This is a genomic window from Butyribacter sp. (assembly GCF_056818865.1).
Window position 1 is genome coordinate 1 of the sequence record NZ_DBLYGC010000035.1, and the last position, 20,198, is coordinate 20,198.

General features: G+C 34.8%; 19 protein-coding genes. 2 read left to right on the top strand and 17 right to left on the bottom strand.

The features are described from left to right. Nucleotides 1-130: 130 nt before the first annotated feature. On the top strand, nucleotides 131-322 hold the full coding sequence (locus tag ACZLXV_RS12590) for a YjfB family protein (protein WP_482383648.1): 192 nt from the start codon (nucleotides 131-133) through the stop codon (nucleotides 320-322). A 173-nt stretch (nucleotides 323-495) separates the two neighbouring features. On the opposite strand, the gene ACZLXV_RS12595 is transcribed toward ACZLXV_RS12590, so the two are convergent. The 12 genes from ACZLXV_RS12595 to ACZLXV_RS12650 form a co-directional block, all read right to left on the bottom strand. Continuing rightward, the gene (locus ACZLXV_RS12595) at nucleotides 496-1,572 is read right to left on the bottom strand and encodes a LacI family DNA-binding transcriptional regulator (protein WP_482383649.1); all 1,077 of its coding nucleotides are present in this window, start codon (nucleotides 1,570-1,572) and stop codon (nucleotides 496-498) included. A 577-nt stretch (nucleotides 1,573-2,149) separates the two neighbouring features. Further along, nucleotides 2,150-3,508, bottom strand: coding sequence for an NCS2 family permease (locus ACZLXV_RS12600; protein ID WP_482383650.1), 1,359 nt, complete (start codon nucleotides 3,506-3,508; stop codon nucleotides 2,150-2,152). Nucleotides 3,509-3,625: 117 nt separating this feature from the next. Then, entirely contained in the window at nucleotides 3,626-4,150 is a 525-nt protein-coding gene (locus ACZLXV_RS12605; protein ID WP_482383651.1) for an adenine phosphoribosyltransferase, read from the bottom strand. Between the two features lie 240 nt (nucleotides 4,151-4,390). Next, nucleotides 4,391-5,158: an HAD family hydrolase gene (locus ACZLXV_RS12610; protein WP_482383652.1), complete on the bottom strand. Its 768-nt coding sequence runs from the start codon at nucleotides 5,156-5,158 to the stop codon at nucleotides 4,391-4,393. Between the two features lie 54 nt (nucleotides 5,159-5,212). Then, on the bottom strand, nucleotides 5,213-5,776 hold the full coding sequence (locus ACZLXV_RS12615) for a M50 family metallopeptidase (protein WP_367335795.1): 564 nt from the start codon (nucleotides 5,774-5,776) through the stop codon (nucleotides 5,213-5,215). A gap of 169 nt (nucleotides 5,777-5,945) precedes the next feature. Further along, the gene (locus tag ACZLXV_RS12620; RefSeq protein WP_482383653.1) at nucleotides 5,946-8,582 is read right to left on the bottom strand and encodes a cation-translocating P-type ATPase; all 2,637 of its coding nucleotides are present in this window, start codon (nucleotides 8,580-8,582) and stop codon (nucleotides 5,946-5,948) included. Nucleotides 8,583-8,662: 80 nt separating this feature from the next. Continuing rightward, a complete protein-coding gene (locus tag ACZLXV_RS12625; protein ID WP_482383654.1) occupies nucleotides 8,663-9,265 on the bottom strand; it encodes a TerD family protein in 603 nt (200 codons plus the stop codon). Between the two features lie 23 nt (nucleotides 9,266-9,288). Then, nucleotides 9,289-9,870: a TerD family protein gene (locus tag ACZLXV_RS12630; protein ID WP_482383655.1), complete on the bottom strand. Its 582-nt coding sequence runs from the start codon at nucleotides 9,868-9,870 to the stop codon at nucleotides 9,289-9,291. A 25-nt stretch (nucleotides 9,871-9,895) separates the two neighbouring features. Further along, complete coding sequence (locus ACZLXV_RS12635; RefSeq protein WP_482383656.1) at nucleotides 9,896-10,477, bottom strand: TerD family protein; 582 nt, start codon at nucleotides 10,475-10,477, stop codon at nucleotides 9,896-9,898. A 15-nt stretch (nucleotides 10,478-10,492) separates the two neighbouring features. Continuing rightward, nucleotides 10,493-11,626 (bottom strand): toxic anion resistance protein, encoded by a 1,134-nt coding sequence (locus ACZLXV_RS12640; RefSeq protein ID WP_482383657.1) that lies wholly within the window; start codon nucleotides 11,624-11,626, stop codon nucleotides 10,493-10,495. 45 nt (nucleotides 11,627-11,671) lie between these two features. After that, nucleotides 11,672-14,050, bottom strand: a complete 2,379-nt coding sequence (locus ACZLXV_RS12645) for a YceG family protein (protein ID WP_482383658.1) — start codon at nucleotides 14,048-14,050, stop codon at nucleotides 11,672-11,674. Nucleotides 14,051-14,060: 10 nt separating this feature from the next. Beyond that, complete coding sequence (locus ACZLXV_RS12650; protein ID WP_022224096.1) at nucleotides 14,061-14,651, bottom strand: rhomboid family intramembrane serine protease; 591 nt, start codon at nucleotides 14,649-14,651, stop codon at nucleotides 14,061-14,063. Between the two features lie 235 nt (nucleotides 14,652-14,886). Here ACZLXV_RS12650 and ACZLXV_RS12655 point away from each other — a divergent pair, with 235 nt between their 5' ends. After that, nucleotides 14,887-15,855 (top strand): HpcH/HpaI aldolase/citrate lyase family protein, encoded by a 969-nt coding sequence (locus ACZLXV_RS12655; protein ID WP_482383659.1) that lies wholly within the window; start codon nucleotides 14,887-14,889, stop codon nucleotides 15,853-15,855. Between the two features lie 43 nt (nucleotides 15,856-15,898). Here the strand turns inward: ACZLXV_RS12655 and ACZLXV_RS12660 are convergent, their stop codons facing one another. From ACZLXV_RS12660 to ACZLXV_RS12680, 5 genes are all read right to left on the bottom strand, one after another. After that, nucleotides 15,899-16,951, bottom strand: a complete 1,053-nt coding sequence (locus ACZLXV_RS12660) for a cysteine protease StiP family protein (protein WP_482383664.1) — start codon at nucleotides 16,949-16,951, stop codon at nucleotides 15,899-15,901. A gap of 107 nt (nucleotides 16,952-17,058) precedes the next feature. After that, nucleotides 17,059-18,186: a phosphoribosyltransferase domain-containing protein gene (locus ACZLXV_RS12665; protein ID WP_482383660.1), complete on the bottom strand. Its 1,128-nt coding sequence runs from the start codon at nucleotides 18,184-18,186 to the stop codon at nucleotides 17,059-17,061. Nucleotides 18,187-18,555: 369 nt separating this feature from the next. Then, a complete protein-coding gene (locus ACZLXV_RS12670; RefSeq protein WP_482383661.1) occupies nucleotides 18,556-18,909 on the bottom strand; it encodes a hypothetical protein in 354 nt (117 codons plus the stop codon). Between the two features lie 38 nt (nucleotides 18,910-18,947). Next, nucleotides 18,948-19,268 carry a hypothetical protein gene (locus tag ACZLXV_RS12675; protein WP_482383662.1) on the bottom strand — a complete coding sequence of 107 codons (321 nt, stop codon included), beginning with the start codon at nucleotides 19,266-19,268 and terminating at the stop codon, nucleotides 18,948-18,950. Next, nucleotides 19,269-20,198 (bottom strand): hypothetical protein (locus ACZLXV_RS12680; protein ID WP_482383663.1); only part of this gene is annotated, 930 nt, incomplete at its 5' end. It lies immediately after the preceding gene.

Genomic DNA, 20,198 nt, shown 5'->3' on the forward strand with positions numbered 1-20,198 from the left:
TAGTTGTCAACTTTTCAGCTTAGAATTTGTGCTTTTCACAAATTCATCCCTATTTTCAGTTAAGATTGCAAACAAGCTTAGCGAGTTTCGCAATTACCTAGGTTATAATACTTAAAAAGGAGGGATTTTTATGGATATTGCAGCACTCTCTATGGGAATATCACAGGCAGATGTGATGAATAATGTTGAAACAGCAGTTCTTGCAAAGAGTCTTGATACTATGAAGGAAACTGGTGCAGGTCTTATTGACATGATGGATCGTTCCGTAATGGAAAGGTCTGTTAATCCGGACATCGGAGCAAATATTGATATTATGGTATAAAAGACTTATTACACAAAAAATAAATACCTTTACTCGTATAATTGAAATTCTTATCATACGAATAAAGGTATTTATTTTTGATATAAAATTCTCATAATATTTCGTAATACTCTTGATTGAATTTCCGAATTATTGTTAGCCAATAAACATTTGCCTGTCGATGTAATCCATACTCATATACAATAATCACACCATCCGCCCTCATCAATCCCCATACAGCTGTTTCGTACCATAAGTTTTCCCTCAAGCTCCGTACGGACTACACTCTTGTGCCCTCCACGCATTCGGTCAACAAGAAGATACAAAGCAAACTTGCCCATCTCTTCTTTCGGAAGTCTTACTGTTGTAAGCATAGGTCTTGTATACTGTGCTTCCTCAATGTCATCACTTGCTATTATTGATGGAATATAATATCTGTTTTTATTTGTCTCAAGAAACTTTAACATTCCGATGGCAGTAATGTCATTTGCACAATATATTCCCGTTGGTCTCTCCTCCGACTGCATAAATTTCTGCATAGCCGAAAATCCTTCTGCCTCTGTCTGTCCCGTCTGTACTATATAATCTGCCTCCGGGTCAATATCGTGTCTATGCAATGCCTCAAGATACCCTCTGTATCTCGCCTCATTATAACAGTCTCCCACATAACCTATATTGGTATGTCCGAGTGATATAAGATACTCTACAGCCATCATTGCAACTTTCTTTCCGTCACACAGTACTTCATCTACTTCATAGTTTGTTGAATTTCGATTTACCGAAACTACATTTTTAAATTTTTTATTAAGTTTTTTCAAAGCTTCTTTATTGCATTTTCCGATGATTATAAGACCATCACATTTCTGCTCCATCTCATCATACATTTCATCAACCAGCAGACTAATATCCTCGTGCCTGCACTTTTTATCACTTGAAAAAATCGGCATATACCATACTTTTGTCAGTATAGCAACCTGTTTATGTATCTCACTTTCTATTACACGCAGCAACTCATTAAAAAACGGATCTGCAGTCGCCTTTTCCATTCGTGTCATAAGTACACCAACATAATAGACTTTTTCTTCTTTTTCTTTAAGTCCCATTTTCAAATTGCGTGCGGCAGTATTGGGCGTATAATTAAGTTCAATTGCAATCTTCCAAATTTTATCACGGACTTCCGGGGATGAACATTTATAATTTGGATTGTTAAGTACACGCGAAACAGTCGAAGCTGAAACTCCTGCTTTTTCTGCTATTTTTTTAATTGACATAACTTTTCCCTTTCTGTTTTCCAGTACAACAAATTCTTGTTTTATATTTTAGTATTGCTTCTGCCACAGAACAATACTAAATTGCGAAATCGTTTTCACACCTTCAAAATCCTGTAAAAACTGCTCATTATCACGCATCTTGACAGCTAATGTCAAACGCATTCTTTTTTCGTTCACATTTATTAACATATCTTTCACAATTAAAACATTACAGGTTCACACTTGAACGTTATTATGAAACCATCGAATGAAACGAAATCATTTGATAAGTGCTTAAATTTTTTTCATACCTTCTCCAAACAATCAAGCTTAAGCTTGATTGTTATAACCTTTTATGGTTATTATAAAGAACTGCTTCTCCAGCAGTTCTTTTTTTGCATTTATTTACTGCTGCTATTCTTTGGGTATTCTTGTATAAACATAAAATCTGTCTAAACACAAAAACTGCCGCCTTTGAATTGTACTCCACAAAAGCAGCAGTCATTTATTGTTTTTTTATTTATTAACTCCAATTTTTATATAATTCTGAAAAAAAATCAATACTCACACTTTGCCCCATCAAAAATAAATATATATCCTACAAGAATATATACTTACAAACAAACAGTACGGCAAGTATATACATTAACGGTTTTACTTTCTTTGCTTTTCCACAAAATACATTGATAACAACATATGAAATAACACCGAGCGCAATTCCCTCTGAAATACTATACATAAGCGGCATTGCAAGAAGTGCAAGGTATGCAGGTACCGATTCTGTAAGATCTGTAAAATCTACACTTATTATTGAAGATATCATAAGGAAACCAACAAATATAAGTGCCGGTGCTGTTGCAAACGATGGAATTGCCGTAAATATAGGTGCAAATATGATTGCAAGTAAAAACATTATTCCTGTTACGGCTGCTGAAAGACCTGTACGTCCTCCTGCAAGTACACCTGCTGATGACTCTACATATGTTGTAGTTGTTGATGTTCCAAGAACCGCACCAACTGATGTTGCAATGGCATCCGCAAGGAGCGCCGGCTTAATTCTGGGAAGTTTTTCATTTTCATCAAGCATTCCTGCCTTTGTAGAAACACCGATAAGTGTTCCGAGAGTATCAAAAATATCAACAAAGAGGAACGCGAAAAGAACAACGATAAAATCAAGTATCTTAATCTTTGAAAAATCAGCTTTGAAGCACTGTCCAAAAGTATCACCGATTGCTGTAATATCAATCATTTTAAATGTCGGATATAATGAATAAAATCCTGTATCAGGATTTGGAACATAAATTCCTACAAGCTGACAGAGCATTCCAAGAATCCATGTGCTTAATATTCCGATAAGAATAGAGCCTTTAACATTCTTTGCATAAAGAATAACTGTTATAAATAATCCGATAAGTGCAAGCAATGCACCGATTCCTACTGTATGAAAATCTTTTGTAAATCTTACATAAGTAAGAAGTGTTGAACTGTCTGCTACTACAATCTTTGCTCCCTGAAGACCGATAAATGCGATAAATAATCCGATACCTGCACTTACTCCTTTTTTGAGTCCTGAAGGGATAGCATTAAAAATAGCTTCACGCACGTTTGTAAGCGAAAGTACAATAAATACAAGACCTTCTGCAAAAACTGCAAGAAGTGCAACTTTCCATGAATAACCCATATTGGCACATACCGTTCCTGCCATATAAGCATTAAGTCCCATACCTGGTGCAAGTGCAAATGGATAATTTGCAAGAAGTGCCATAGCCATACATCCTATAAATGAAGCAATAGATGTAGCTAAAAGTACAGCATCACGATTCATTCCCGTACTGCTTAAGATATTAGGATTTACAGCAAGTATATATGCCATAGCCATAAATGTTGTAAGGCCGGCAATTACCTCAGTCTTTACATTCGTATTATTTTCATCCAATTTAAATAATTTGTTTAACATAAGTAATTATGTCTCCTTTTTAGTATGTTTGTCACTATTAAAATATATTACAGTGTTTTCCGTACCCTATTAAAGCTACTGTTTACACCTCACTCTTTTCAACAACACATAAAGACTCTATTTGCCTTCATATGTAATGAGCGATGTAACATCATACTTAGCAAGTTTTTCTCTGCCATTAAGACCCGCAAGTTCGAGTAAGAATAAAATCTTTACTACCTCACCGCCAAGTTCTTCAACAAGACTTGCACATGCTTCGATAGTTCCTCCCGTTGCGATAAGGTCATCCACAAGCAAAACCTTCTGACCTGGCTTTATTGCATCTTTGTGAATTTCAATCTCAGCTGTGCCATACTCCAAGGCATATGATGCCGTAACCGTTTCACATGGAAGTTTTCCCTTTTTGCGGCATGGTACAAATCCTTTACCAAGAGCATAAGCAATAGGCATACCAAAAATAAAACCTCTTGATTCAGTTCCTACTACAACATCAAAATCAACTTCCTTAACAACCTCAATCATTGAATCAATGGCAAGCTTAAGACCATCCGGATCCTGAATCACAGATGTAATATCCCTAAACATAACTCCCTCACTTGGGAAATCAGGGATACATCTGACATAATCCTCTAATTTCTTCATTGTATATATGTCCTCCTTATTAATTATAAGATACTGTCACCTCTTTTATGAGGAGACTTTGCATTACTGTTCACATTTTCATCTTAAGAACAGCATAATTGATTCTTCATGCACAATCTTATTTATTATATCAAAAATAAATGATATTCTCAATATGGCTGCTACTATTCTTTTTACGTTCTGTAACAGCGCATACGTCAAAAATATCAATAATACTTCAGCCTGCCCAGTTTTTGCTGATTATCTTTCTAAACATATTTTTTCCAGTATTTCCTCAGCAAATACTTTTTTACCTGGCATTTCGCATATCTTACCGTTATCATTTATCAATTCAAATCTGTTTCTAAAACCTTTAGGCACTATTCCCTCGTCAGCACATTCTACCATTGGTATATCAAATTCACTGTCACCTGCTGCCACAACTTTTTCAACATCGTCTCCCAAATACGCTCTAAATCTTTTAACTGCCGTTCCCTTATCAAGATTTTTGGGAACCACATACACTTTTATTCCATTGTTAAAAACATCAACAAGCGACAAATTCAATTTATATCTAAGTTTGCAGACAACCTTTTCCGGTTTGTCACATTTGGTAAACACAAACAATTCTTCAATAAATCTCACTTCAAATTTTCTTAACTCCTCGCTTTCAAGATATAGCACAGCTTTTAAAAGTTCATCCACACTGTTTGAAATCAGATTTTTAGAAACTTTATACCACTCTTCATCCACTTTTCCGTCTACCAGCAACACTCCGCCATTACAGACAAGTGCATATTTTATCAACCCAATTCCAAGAAAAATCCTTTCATACTGCTCTCTTGTCCTCGTTGTCGTAGGCACTATAAGAAATTTCTTTTTAATTTCATTCAAAAGTTCAAATGTCCTTTTAGTTATATATGAAATCTCCCTGCCATTGTATAATTCTACATTTATCTTTTCTCTGCCAATATCATGCTTGTATGAATATATCAACGTATTATCCATATCAATATTTAATATTTTCATTTTACATTCAAACCTCACATACAATAACTTCCATTATCCATAAATCTCTCAAATCTATTTAAATAAATTAAACTTCATAATATAAACAATGATAAGTACAATCAGATATACAATAGGTATTCCGCGCCACATCACCTTAAAATCCTGGCTGCTCATTGTCATATGCAGTATAACAGAAATAAATACATACCATAACAGAACCATCTGCCACATTACAAGAGTAGTTCCTGACATATAATAATAAATACCTGCACTTGTCAATGCTCCGCAAAATACAGGTGCTATTGAAGCCATTGTCTGTTGGATTGCCGCCATTATCACATTTCCTCTTGTCACATACTGAACATATCCAAGCCTGTCACCATCAGGATGAAAGAATACTATTTTGGTAACTTTTGCTCCAGTAAGCGTTGCAAGCAGTGCGTGAGATAATTCATGATGAAAAACACCAATAAATGTCAGTCTGTTAAATATAAAGTATGTAAATTCATTTCCAAAAAATGATGCCGTTACCGAATATAGCAGTTTTACTATTTGTTCTATAACAAACCCCGCAACCGGTATCACAAATGTCAATATCAGTGCTGTCAAAAGATAGTTTACATATATATCATTCATATTATTCCTCATTTTCACTCTATAAAATCCAAAACCAATATTTTCCCATAGCGTAAAAACATAAGGTGCGGCACATTTGGCACCACACCTTATAAATATAAATTTTATCCTTCGCTCTAAAATCTTCCTCTGCTCTAAATGTCATTGAAAGGATACAATACACTATGATTTATTTTCTTACAACAGCCTTTCTTATCATATCTACCGGGATGATTAGAACTGCAAGTAACATTGACACAAGAAGTGCTTTCACACTTAACATTGTTGTATTAAATACAGGTCCGCCAATCTGAATCATAATTGTCTGCAATACAAATATAGCACCCATTACAAGACCAAAATTCTTATTCTCACTGATGTGCTCAAAGAGATTAAATTTCTCAGACCTTGTATTTAAACTGTTAAATATTATTGAGTAGATAAAGAATGCAAACATAAATGTCTTTTCATAAAGCTTATGGTCACTGCATCCAGCAGGCGTTACAAATGTTGTTATTCCACCTACATCTTCAAGTATCAATATTGAGCCCAATGTAATAAATATCGCACTTACCCCGATTGCTGACTTAATATAACCTGTGAGAATATTGTCTGTTCTCTTTGCCGGTTTTTCATTCATGTATCTGCCAAGTATTGGTTCACCACCAAATGCCATTGCTGCAAGCGTATCCATTATAAGATTTATCCACAAAATCTGAACAATTGAAAATGGCTCTGTCCATCCAAGTACAGGTGCAAGGATGTTCATAAGAAGTGTACTGATATTTACAGTAAGCTGGAAAATAAGGAATTTACCAACTGACTTAGCCATTGTTCTACTGTTAAGTACGCAATCTTTAATAGAAGTAAGACTATTATTAAGGATTACTACATCTCCTGCTTCCTGTGCAACTGCTGTTCCGTCACCCATTGCAAAACCTATATCAGCCTGTTTTAATGCAGGTGCATCATTCACACCGTCACCAGTCATACCACAGACATTTTCGAGCTGCTGTGCAATCGATACCAGACGTTTCTTGTCAAGAGGTTTAGCACGGCTTACAACTTTAAGATGCGGAAGCTCTTTCTTGAGTTCTTCATCTGACATCTTTTCAAGTTCTTCATGTGTAAGAACAACGTCGTTTTTCTCATCCATAAGAATTCCGGCTTCTTTTGCGATAGCTGTCGCTGTCTCTTCTGCATCACCTGTCACCATAACAACCTGTATTCCAGCACGGTTAAGCACTTCAACAGTCTCAATTGCATCTTTTCTTACATTGTCCCTAAGACACAAAACTGCAAGAAGTATCTTTTTGCCGTCTGCAATTTTTGCAACAGACAAAAGTTTCATTGTTCTCTCAGCTTCAGCCATCATCTGTTTTTCAACTTTTTCCTTGTCAGCAGCAGTAAATTCTTTCACATCGCCATCTACATCCATATAATGAGTTATCTCATCAATAATCTGTTCCGTAGCACCTTTCCAATAAATAACACCATCTGTCAGTTCTACGGTAGCACATTTCTTTTCAGAATCAAAACCATTGTTCTCTTTGACTTTTTTCTCTATCTCATTCTCATCAATCTTAATATTGTTAGAAAGAGCATAAGTAAGAAGTGCCCTATCCATATTATTGCTTCCGATTGCTTTTCCTTCTGAAACTTTGGCAAGATTATTCACTGTGATCGCGTCTATAAAATCATTATTTAAAAGCTTATCCGTAACTTCGCCGTCACCTGTAATAAATTCTACCAAAGAAAGATTTCCCTCTGTAATTGTTCCTGTTTTATCACTGAACAAAAGATTCATATAAGCGGAATCTGAAAATGCAGCCTTATGACTTACAAGAATATTCTTTTTGTACATTGATTCCGTATTCATCGACTGAACAAGGCTGTTCATCATAGGAAGTCCCTCAGGTACTGCCATGATAACGATACTTGCCATAAGCATTACAGCCTCAGCAACGAGCAGTATTACAAATACAGGAGTGATTGCTTCATCGGCTCTTACAATATTTAAAACAACCTGTAACACACCGGCGATAGCTGCTGCCGAAACACCAAGCTTACCGATACCTGCAGCTACTACCTCCAGTTTAAGACTTGATGTATCCTTTCTTTCTTCCTCTTCATTGTCTGTCAAAGCCTTGTTAATTTTTCCAAGCTCAGAAGCATCACCGATAACAGTTGCCACCATATATGCTTCTCCACTTGTTACAACAGAACCCATAAAAACTTTACTTGCTGATGAATAATCAGTTGACTCGGCATCATCCATACTTTCTGCTGCCGACTTTGACTCATCTCTTGACTCACCATTAAGAGCAGCCTGTGATACTTTTACACTACCATCAAAAATAAGTCCGTCAACCGGTACTTTATCACCTGCCTGAATAAGTATGGTATCACCTTTAACAATATCATTGGTAGGAATTTTCAAAAGTTTTCCGTCCCTTACCACCTTTGCAAAAGTTTTACTGTACTCTTCCTGCAAAGCCTCACTTCTTGAACTGTTTCTGTACTCTGACAGTGTAGAAAATCCTGTTGCAAGTGCTATTGCAATAATAATACTTACAATTTCAATAGCATCATTTCCACCTGATATAGCAGGGAAAATCACTCCCAATACCGCAAGTACAATTTTAAGTAAAAGCGCAAAACACAGAACTTTAATCCAAATGTCATTAAATGCGCCTATAAACATAGACCATAACGATTCCTGCTTTTTTTTTGCAAGCTCATTTGTTCCAAATTCTGCTTTGCTTTTAGCTGCCTGTTCACTTGACAAACCTTTTTTCAGGCTGTCTTTTTTCATTATCTCACTCATAATTAGGAAATTTCCTCTCTTTTTTATAAATGTTTTATTATTATTATCTCAAAATTGAAATAATATAATCACATTGATAATTAACAATAATGTCTGCAAAGTTCGCCGATATTTGTATCTGTAGTTCCCTGACCAATTGCATTGAACTTCCACTCTCCATTGTGTCTGTAAATCTCACCAAATATCATAGCTGTCATTCCTGAATAATTTTCAGAAAGATTGTATTTGCACAATTCTCTGTTTGTCTTTCCGTCAACAATTCTTATAAATGCATTTTTTATCATTCCAAATTCCTGTTTTCTTTTTATGCAGTCATAAATATTAACGACAATAACTATCCTGTCATATTCTGCCGGAACTTTTGATAACTCAATAAGAATCTGCTCATCATCTCCATCACCGTCACCTGTAAGATTGTCTCCCATATGTCTTACTGTTCCCGATTTGTGCTGAAGATTTCCAAAATAAACCACATCACTTTTATCGCAAAATTTGCCACCTTTTAAAAGAATTGCAGTAGCATCACAATCGATATCTGCCGAACCCGAACCAAGCAATGAAGCAAAAAAACCTTTCTTTTCTGACTCTGCTGCATCCCATCCAAGACCTACGAGAACATTGGAAAGACCTGCACTTTCTTTTGTAAGACTAACTTTTTGTCCCTTTTTTAAACTGATTGACATACCGTTTTCCTCCTTGTAATCTGTTATTCAACATCAACACCGTAGTTTGCGCATAATGCAGCAAGTCCACCCTGGTATCCGCTTCCTATTGCATTAAACTTCCATTCATTGTTATTCTTGTATAACTCTCCAAATACAACGGCTGTCTCAATCGAAAAGTCCTCGCCCAGGTCATATCTTAACATCTCCTCGCCTGTCTCTTCGTTGTAAATTCTTATGAATGCATTATTTACCTGCCCAAAATTCTGTCTTCTCTGTTCAGGCTCATATATTGTAGCAGTAAATGCAATCTTTGTAACATCTGCCGGAACCTGTGTAAGGTCTATTTTAATTTGCTCATCATCTCCGTCACCTTCACCTGTGAGATTGTCTCCCATATGCTGTACTGAACCTGACGGATGTGTAAGATTTCCATAGAATACAAAATCATCTGATTTAGCTGTTTTTCCTGAATCGCCAAGCAAAAATGCTGCTGCATCAAGGTCAAAATCTCCACCTGTATCAAACTGATTAACATCCCATCCAAGACCTACTACAACTTTTTTTAATCCCGGATTTCCTTTTGTAAGACTTACTTTCTGTCCTTTTTGTAAACTGATTGGCATTGTATATCTCCTCCTTAAATTTAAGTTAAGCTACTTCTATTCCATAATGTCCGCAAAGTGCTGCAAGTCCGCCCTGAAATCCGCTTCCTATCGCATTGAACTTCCACTCTCCATTATGTCTGTAAATCTCACCTACTACAACGGCTGTCTCAATCGAAAAGTCCTCGCCCAGGTCATACCTGATAATTTCCTCGTTTGTATCAACATTTACAAGTCTTATATATGCATTTGAGACCTGTCCAAAATTTTGTCTTCTTACCTCTGCATCATATATTGTTACAGTAAATGCAATTTTATCAATATTTGAAGGAATATCGGCAAGATTTACTTCTATCTGTTCATCATCGCCTTCACCCTCTCCTGTAAGGTTATCTCCCATATGTTTTATAGAACCTGAAGGATGCTCAAGATTTCCATAAAATACAAATTCCTTTTCTGTTGGGCACTTACCATTTGAACCAAGCATAAATGCTGCTGCATCAAGGTCAAAGTCTGCTCCTGAGTCAAATGCATTTACATCCCATCCAAGACCTACCATAACATTTTTAAGTCCCGGATTTCCTTTTGTAAGATCAACTTTCTGTCCTTTTGATAAATTAATTGGCATAATATAACCCCTCCTTTACTTTAGTGTTCCACCGTAAGTCTGCATAAATTCTTTCTTTATCGCATCAAGTCTGGCTGCATCATCAATGCGCTGTTTTCTGGCATTTTCCTGAATTGCTCTTGTCTCATCAATACCATTTACAATAGTTCTCCATGTTTTTTCAAGTGTTTCAATCTTTATAGAACTTCCTGAAGCAAGTTTTGCTGTCATCTTTGACTGCTCAACTGTATTTTGCGCATTCTTTATAAGCATCTCATTTGTCTTTTTATCAAGCTCAGCCATTGATTCAGCCTGAATCTTCTGTCTCTTGAGCATAATAGCCTGTGCAAGAGCCTGTTTAAATACAGGAAGTGTAACGATAAACGCAGAATTAATCTTTCTAACAAGATTCATATTGCTAAATTCCATTGTTTTAATCATCGGAATAGACTGCATTGCGACATTCTCTGCTGTTCTTAAATCCTGTGTTCTCTGCTCAAGCATCATAAGAGCATTATTAAGACTTGCAAGTTCAAGCTGTATCGCATTGTCAGCAGTATTTTCATAATCCTGCTGTCTCTGGGCTATGTATGCCTCAAGCTCCTTGCATCCCTGCTCCCCGGCAAGAATATATTTTACAAGCTGATGATAATAACCGACATTTGCATCAAACATCTGATTTAAATTTCTGTTCGACTGCTTTATCTCACTTTCATACTGTTTAAGCTGAACGTAAATTTTGTCAACCTCATCACCCATTGTGTGATACTTCTGCAGGATTTTGTCGAGCTGTTTTCTTAAATTTCCAAAAAGCTTATTAAAAAGCCCCTTGTCTTCCTTAAACTCATCAATATCAAACTTTGACATAATCTTCGATAATGAACTTAACATCTCATTTGACTCGTCAATCTGGCTCATACTCATGCTGTTAAGCACAATGTCTGAAGCTTTTGAGACTTCTTCTGCCGCCTCAGCGCCAAAAGAAACTATTGTTTCAAGATTGTTCACTTCTATCGTGCTGACCAAAGCATCAACTTCATCAGAGCCAACAAGTTCATTGCTCATCTGCTTTCTATCTTCAACAATATCATATGCCTCAACTGTTTCAATCTCATTTTGTACCGGTGCCTGTACAACAGCCGGTTCCTTTTTTCCAAAATCAAGACCCATATCTTCCCTCCTTAAAAAATATTGTAGCTTTTATTTTATACACTGTCATCCACGTCTAAAAAGTCTGTCACGCAATGACGTGTGTACACTTAACGGAATACTATTCCAATTTGGTACTTGAAGATCATACATATAATCCCCCATCTGGTGTTCTTCCATAAGCTTCATATTAAAATAATTTTCCATATTGTACCCGGTAGGTACAAACAAAGCAACATCAAACCCAAGAAGATTTAAGAACGCTATATATATCGTATCTTCCAGAGATATCACACTATCTGATGTATTTAAATAAATAAGCTTAGGATTTTTCTTTGTAAAATCAAATGCCTGCAACAATCTTGTCACTTCCTTAGGAAGATTTAGAGCTATTGCAACTATAGTATATTCTGTCCCATTTTCAAAAGTTCCCTTTATTGACTTTTGCTGCAGCAAAAGCTCAATTTTATCCAAAATATGTTCCTGCATATCTTCACGCAGAAAACCATACTGATATGCTCTGTGATTTTTTATAACATTTCTGTGAAGTCTTCCGTTTTTAAAAAACTCCGCAGCAAACATTTTCATCGGATTAGCATCCGTAGGTAAAATATACGGTGCACTGTCAATCACCAATGTCTCAGGTGTCATAAGCTGTTTCAATGTAACCCAATACTCTTTTGTGTTCCTGTCTTTCACACCTGAAAATTTAGAAAAAATAACCGGAATGTTTACGATACCGGAGGCTGTCGAAAAGCCCGGCCTGTATTTCAACTCCGTATCCCACAAAATTTTAATCTCACTGTCCATAGTATTAAGTGATATTGCATTTGCCTTGTCATACTGCTGATTTCTAAACAACATATCATCATTATACATAAGGTTATCAAGTTCTCTCTCTGCATGATATGCCGCCGTTCCAATGTGCATATCTGCATTTTGCATCGGAAACTTATTTACGGCAAGATAATCCGGATAATTTATCTCGTATAATATTTTATCTTCAAGACAGCACTTTTTTCCTGCATTTGGACACAATATCAAAACATCTGTCTTTGTCCTTGCAAGGAAACGCATAAACAATGCCTCATTTTCATCATTGCACCCTCCCATGTATATAAAACATGATACCATCTCATCATCCAGCCCTTTAAATAACGCTGTCTGGTATCTGTTTATAAAACAGAGCAGATAAACCGCCTTATTCAAAATTTTATTTATATTTGTAATATTAGTATTTTGTTCAAGCCTCTTAGCCTCATCCAAAATAACATCAGCAAAAGCACTAACCAAAAACTCCCTTACACTCGGTCTTTCAGGGAACTGAATATTGACCTGAAGCTCCTTTACAAGCTGATATACGTCCCTGTAATTTCCTCTTTTTATCTTGGCTATCTCATCCGTATCAGGCTTAGGAATCATTTCACTTACGACAACAACATTCCTTTTCATTCCTTGGAGTGAAAGATAAAACTGATAAAGTTCATTCTCATATGTAAGTTTATCCCACACACCGTTTATCCTGATATAACAGTTATAAAACAGATTTTTCTCATCTGCATAACGATTATCAGATGTGTTTTCAAAGCCATTTTGTCCTAAAGTATTTCCTGTCTGCAAATTATTTTTTAATTCATTAAACTTGTTTTTTCTAACAGATACAGGCCGTAAGAAATCATCAATTCCTTTTCCATCAATCCAGGCATTTGTACAATTTAGTATATGCTCCTTAAACTCTGAAGGATTATTACTGTTCCGTCTGTTTAAATCATTTTTCCGTGTAAGTTTTTTTATGCTGAAATCTTTTTCAAACGGAGCCATATCCGTATCTGTATATTCGACTGACTTTTCAAGTGATGCATCCACCTTGAGATATGCATCGTCTCCCTGTGGCTGTACAAAAACAACATCACACCCTGCATCAGCCAAAATATTTATAAGCATAAACTCATATCCGACTATATCCCCAATAAACAAAATCTTAGGTATATTCTCGCCATTCATCTGATTTACAACGCTCTCAAATTTATAATAAAGCCAGCACATAAATTTAATATATGCATTTTTAAGCATATTTTCATTTTTGCCTTTTTTTCTCAGTTCATCAAGCACATCATATATTGCTCCGGCAATATTCTCCCGCTGAAACATTCCCATCCTTGGAAGCCACTTTTTTAAAGCAGTAGAGATAAATCCCATACTCATTTGAAAATCTAATCCCATAATTTCTTCATAATACGAAAGATTACTTTCGGTGGGATTTCCGATTTTCCCCTCAATGACAACCCCCGACTTTCTTGCTTCATTATAATATTTATAAATAAACTGTTCTATTTTTTCTGATGTTTTATTAAAACGATAAAAATAAACACCCTTTTCATTACGTCCGCTAAGCGGAACGAAAAAATCATCAAGGCTTTGAAGCTTTATATGTTTTAATGTCAATTTACTCACCTCAATATTTGCTGCCTTTGTACTTGTTCATTGCAATTCCAAGCACCGAACCCACTACACCGCCGACTATATGCGTCAGATTTGATACATTATCATTGATAAAAATCCCATCTCTTATCTGACCACCGATGTAGATTACCGCCACAAGAATAAAAGTAAGCGGAATCTTTCCATCCTCTATACTCGTCATACTTGCAAGCAGTATAAATGCAAAAACAATGCCGCTTGCACCCATAAGTGCCACACCAGGAAAGAATATAAAATGTATAACTCCCGTGACAAAAGCCGTAACTAAAATTACAATCAGTGTGTCTGCTGAGCCATACTTTTCTTCAAGTAACGGACCAATCACAAGAATCATCGTAATATTTCCTATAAAATGCTCCCAGTTCGCATGCCCCAGAACATGCCCGAAAAATCTAAAATAAGTCAATGGATCTGTAAACGATGATCTATAGACACAAAAAAGCAAATCATCCGAAACACCACCTGTAAGATACCCAAGCCCCAGCACTAAAAGGCATATAATCGAAAATACCAATATAACAGGTGAGTTAAATGAAATCCTTATGCCTCTGTTTTCTTTACTCATTTATCCCCCTCAAAATAAATCAATTTTTACAATTTCTATATGAAAACATACAATTTGCAACCATCTTTTACCATTTTACCATAAGGTTATTTAATATACAAGAAAGATTGGATTTTTAAGAAAATATTATAAATTCATAATTAACGAATTTACTTACTTAATTTTCGACTATTTTTTCATCTTAACTTATGTTATTATAAAATCATATAAATGACATAAGGAGTTTAAACGGGGTATGAAGAATAATTCAATTTACTACAGTGTTGGTGCATTACTATATAGTCCTGCTGACAAAAAAGAGCTGGCAGAATACATTATTTCGGAAAAATTCGGTTCTAAATATTCACTTGCTCTCTGCCTTGAAGATACAATAAATGATAATTTCGTAAAAGAAGCTGAAATGCAGCTTATAATAACAATAAACAATATTTACAATGCATTACAAACAAATAAAGCATTTTTCCTCCCTAAAATTTTTATCAGGGTGCGAAATTCTGAACAAATCATATATCTTGATAAACAGCTTGGCGAAAGCAGTGAAATAATAACCGGTTACATAATTCCAAAATTCTGTATTGAAAATGCAGATATTTATATAGAAGAAATTCAAAAACTAAATTCCATACACAACCATACAAAATACTTTATGCCGATATATGAAAATGACTCCATAGTAAATCTTAAACACCGATACGACAATCTATACACATTGAAAGATAAACTTGGTTTAGCAGAAAAATATGTTTTAAATATCAGAGTCGGCGGCAATGACTTGTCACATCTTTTTGGTTTCAGACGGGAATGTAATGAATCAATACACCAAATATCACCTATCGCAAATATATTTTCTGATATTGTAACCGTTTATGGAACAGATTATATAATCTCAGGCCCTGTTTATGAATATTATTCAGGAAATGACTGGAAAGCAGGTCTGAAAAAAGAAATAAATGATGATAAACTCTGTGGTTTTACCGGAAAAACCGTTATACATCCAAATCAGATTTCTGTCGTAAATAATGAATATAAAGTATCCCAAAAGAATTATAATGATGCACTCGAAATAATGAACTGGGATACAAAAAACAGTTCTCTCGTCTCAGGAAACATCACAAGAGAACGTATGAATGAATACAAAACTCATTTTAACTGGGCACAGAAAATATTATATCTTGCCGAAAACTACGGTATCAAACAGCTGTGAACTACCCATTGTCTAAAGCCATTGGGATTGCGGTAGCCCTATTTCAAATATCTGAAAGCTGTTTGATAATACCGCAGCACTTATAATTTTTCATTGGATAATACTCAATCGGTACATTTTTTTCATCAGCCAATCTTATAAGATGGCTCAATTCTTTTGAATCTTTATATTTTTCATTGATAAGGACTTTCCACGGAACACGCCTTAAGAGCACCCTTGTTGCCTCACCAATCCCCGGCTTTATAAAGTTTATATCATCTACCCCAAACTTAACTGCTATTTTTCTTACCTCGTCTATTCCTTTTATATTCCCTTTATTTTCCGTCTTTTCCTTATTATCAATAACAAAATAACTTTCAATTGTCTCTATAAATTGATATGACAAATCTGCATCCTTCAATTCGCCATAATAAACAGCACCATGAAAATCATTCTCTCCAATAATATCACTTCTCAGAAAAGTTCTGCTGATAAGTCCCGAAACCGTACTGTTAAGACATGAACTTGGTATCAAAATGTCATCATGTGTCCCACAAAGCTCAGTGACATTTGCCGGGTCAGCAATAACGGCAATATCATCTGAAACACCGTCATACTGAACAATATCCTTCTTTAATTCATTTAAAATAGCTCCTTTTCCAATCCAGCCATCAACAAAAAGAAGCTGCTTCGCTTCGCATCTTTCAAGAAGATACTTCATAGCATTATCATCAATTCCTCTTCCCCTTATAATTGAAATAGAATAATGCGGCACATCTATATCATACTTGAATTTAATATACCTCTTAATCAAAATCCCAATAGGAATCCCCGCTCTTGCAAGTGATACAAGAACCACATCTTTCCCTTTCGCATTTACTATCTTATCTGCCACAACACCAACTGCCCTTGCAACCGGCTCAGAATAAACCTTTAAAGCTTCATAATAAGTTTCCATGTATTTTTCAGTCGGAACATACTCTATCGGAAGCATCTCACTATAATGCTTTCCCGATTGAATAAGTCTCTCCCTCTCTTTTGTCGGCTGCGGCTCTACAAGTCCTGTTATATCCTTTAGCAGTAAAATCACATCTTCTTCTTTATACGAACTTCTCAATGTCTTTCCTCCCTCAACCTCTGAATCGACGATACTGTTTAACAGCTTAAAATCTATTATCTTTCCCGCCAAGCTCCAAATTACATACATCAAATCAATACATTAGACTAAATCCATTTAATAAGATAGATATCCTCATTTTTCTTTTTCAATGCATTCACAAGCGAATTTACTCCATTATTTCCATCATAATGTGAGTCAGTTAAAATCAATACATTATCATACGAATCCAAATCATAAATAAAAGTCTTTCTTTTATCATCATATAAGCTGCACAGCTCATATCTTTCGTGAACAGGATATGTATCAAAATCCTTAAACCGACAAACTTCAATAGGACTTCTCGTTGTCGAATGACTTCTAACCCTGCATCCGATTTTTTCAATGCATGAACCTATAAAAAGTGCAGGATACATAAACTCTTCCGTCCCTATCACCAGAACACTGCTCCCAGATTCAAAAGAAATCTCATTATGAATATCATCCCACAATTTCAGACAGTGTTCCTGATACTCCTTTGAATCGACAACTCTTCTTGAATTTATCCAGCCTGTAAACTCGTATTGTTTCACCTCAATTTTTTTTGTGGTATCACACACTATATATTTTCCATCTGCAGTATAACTGTCAGCAATCTCACTAAATTTGCTGTTATCTATTTTCACAAGATAATGTACCTTTATTCCACGTTCCTCATATAAACTCAGATTATCAACTGACATTCCATTCAAGATTGAAGCGACAGAAAACTTTAAATTACAAGACAAATCATTTTTTCCTTCATTGTATCTGTCCTCCATAATATTTACTATATTTAATATGGTATTTCCTGTCGTAACCTCATCCTCAATAAATATAATACGGTCAACTCCCCCAACAAGTTTATCAATATCTTCCCTGACAAGTTTTTGCTCAGTTGCATGACTATGGGATTCCGAAAAAAACAGATAGCTTACTCCCTGAACAATTTCTCTCGTCGTCTGAATATATTGTGCTCCAAGTTTTATCGCAGCCTCAGCGCCTATCGCCGTTGCCGTCTCGGCAAATCCAATCAAAAGCAGTTTTTCTCCCGAATACTCTTTTTCTATAATCTCTGCCAATGCATCAAACATGCTCAAAGCTTCACTCGGCAAAACCGGAATATGCTTTCCCTGAAGCCTGTTCACAACCAGATAATTCCTTTTATTATTATTTTCTCTTTTGCCGATACGAACTAAATCACTTTCTAAATACATCTTCCCCTCCAACAGTTCTCTTTATACTATCCACAACTTTTCTTCTTTATCATCAGTCACTACTTCTACCTCCTATTATACTTTAATCCTTCTTTAATGTGAACAATAATTTACAGCATATAAAATCCCCGGCAAACAAATTGAACACACAGTTTCTTTTTGTTTGTCAGGGATTTTTTATCAACTATCTTTATCAGCTCTTCACCAGCTAAAGCCTTTCAATGACTTGTGACAATACTTACAGCGTTTAAATAAATCCACTTTATAAGGTTTATGACAATATGGGCATAATTTCGGTTTTACGATTGAATATGGTATTGGCATATATGACACCTCCTGATGTAATAAGATAAATACTCATTTTACAAATTATTTATAGCTGTATATTTCATCCAATATCTCAATAATTTGTAAAAACGCCTTTGCATCTTGCTTTGTCACAATATTTTCTTCATTTTTACTGTTATTTAATTCTGAAACATTGTTATTATTCTTTTTCAAAAACAACATGCACATTCCAGCTGTCAAGATAATTATAACCGCAACGATAATTATTTTCAATAAAATATACACTATTACTGTCACCACCTTGCAATAATATTCTTTTTTATTTTTCTTCTTTATTTTTTTTAAACGCTTCCTTAATTTTTCAATAATTTTATTTTGACCAAATATCTTTTCTATTATGTCAATAATCTTTTCTATCGCATCAATAATCAACACAATACGCCTGTTCAAGTCCATTAATACCACCACTTATCCTACATGCTTTCGATATTCCTTTTAATTGTATCTCTTTGCTCCATAATTTTTGCTACCATAATTCTTATTGTATCTGAAAATTCAATTTCAACTTTACCATCTGAAAAAATCTCAGCAAATTTTCTGAAGTCACCAACAATCGTCCCCTGTTTCATGCACTTTTCGATTTTCTCCAGAATGATTTTATTCGCAACTTCGTCATTACACTCTAAAAACGACACCTGCCCCTTTTCACTTACCAGCTTGTTTAATTTCTGAAGCAACTCAGGTCTGTTATCTTTTATAGATAAATACGTCAATCGATCTATTATTTCTATCATCTATACCTCCATTTGTTCTTGTCTTAAACAGCACCAGCCATCACAAAAGCTTGCAACATCATTGGATATTTTCTGTAATGTTAATTTCTTCTCTTCGATTTCCTGTCTCCTTTCTTCCATTTCCTGTGTATTATCAAGTATTCGTTCAATTTCATTTTTCTTACTTATCGCATTATTTATTTGATTTTCCATTTCATTTTTAAAATAATCAATTTCATTGCTTAAGTCTTTAGTGATATTGTCCTGTAATTCCTGACATATTTGTTCTATATTGCTTCCCTCTGCTCCAAGTTCTTTTTTTAAGTCTTCACTTATTTCTTGTTCATACAAATCTCTTAACGCCTGTTTATTATATGTAATTTCATTATACATGTCTTTTTTGAAAATCCCCAAAATATTATCAAATATATTGTGAAATTTATCATTCTTGATAACATTTTTTTTGATATTTAAATCTACAATTCTTCCTATATTACTCTTCAAATTATTTTTTAAACTTTCATCTAAAATATTTTTATTTATATTACTTTCACTGGTTATAAAGTCAAATGCAAAATTAGTTGTCAAAATATTGAAATCATTTACGCCCTTTTTCTCCAACTTTTCTGAACAATCTTTTACTGCACAATCAAATTTTTTGATTCGTTTATTTGCAATTCCTGCCAAATCTTCTTTTATTTCACTAATTTCTTTTCTTAATTGTTCTTTACTTTCACTAAGCTTGTTTGTTACTTTTTTTCCTATATCCTCCGAAACAATATCCGGAATTTTCAAAAATTCTTCCAGTATTTTTTTTTCTAAAACCACTGTTTTATCTTTTTTGTCAATCTTTCTTGTTACTTTACTTTCTTTAAATAAATTATCTATTATATCATTAACCCTGCCTCTAACTGTTTCGTCAACAATTTCAACAATTATCTTATTTTTATT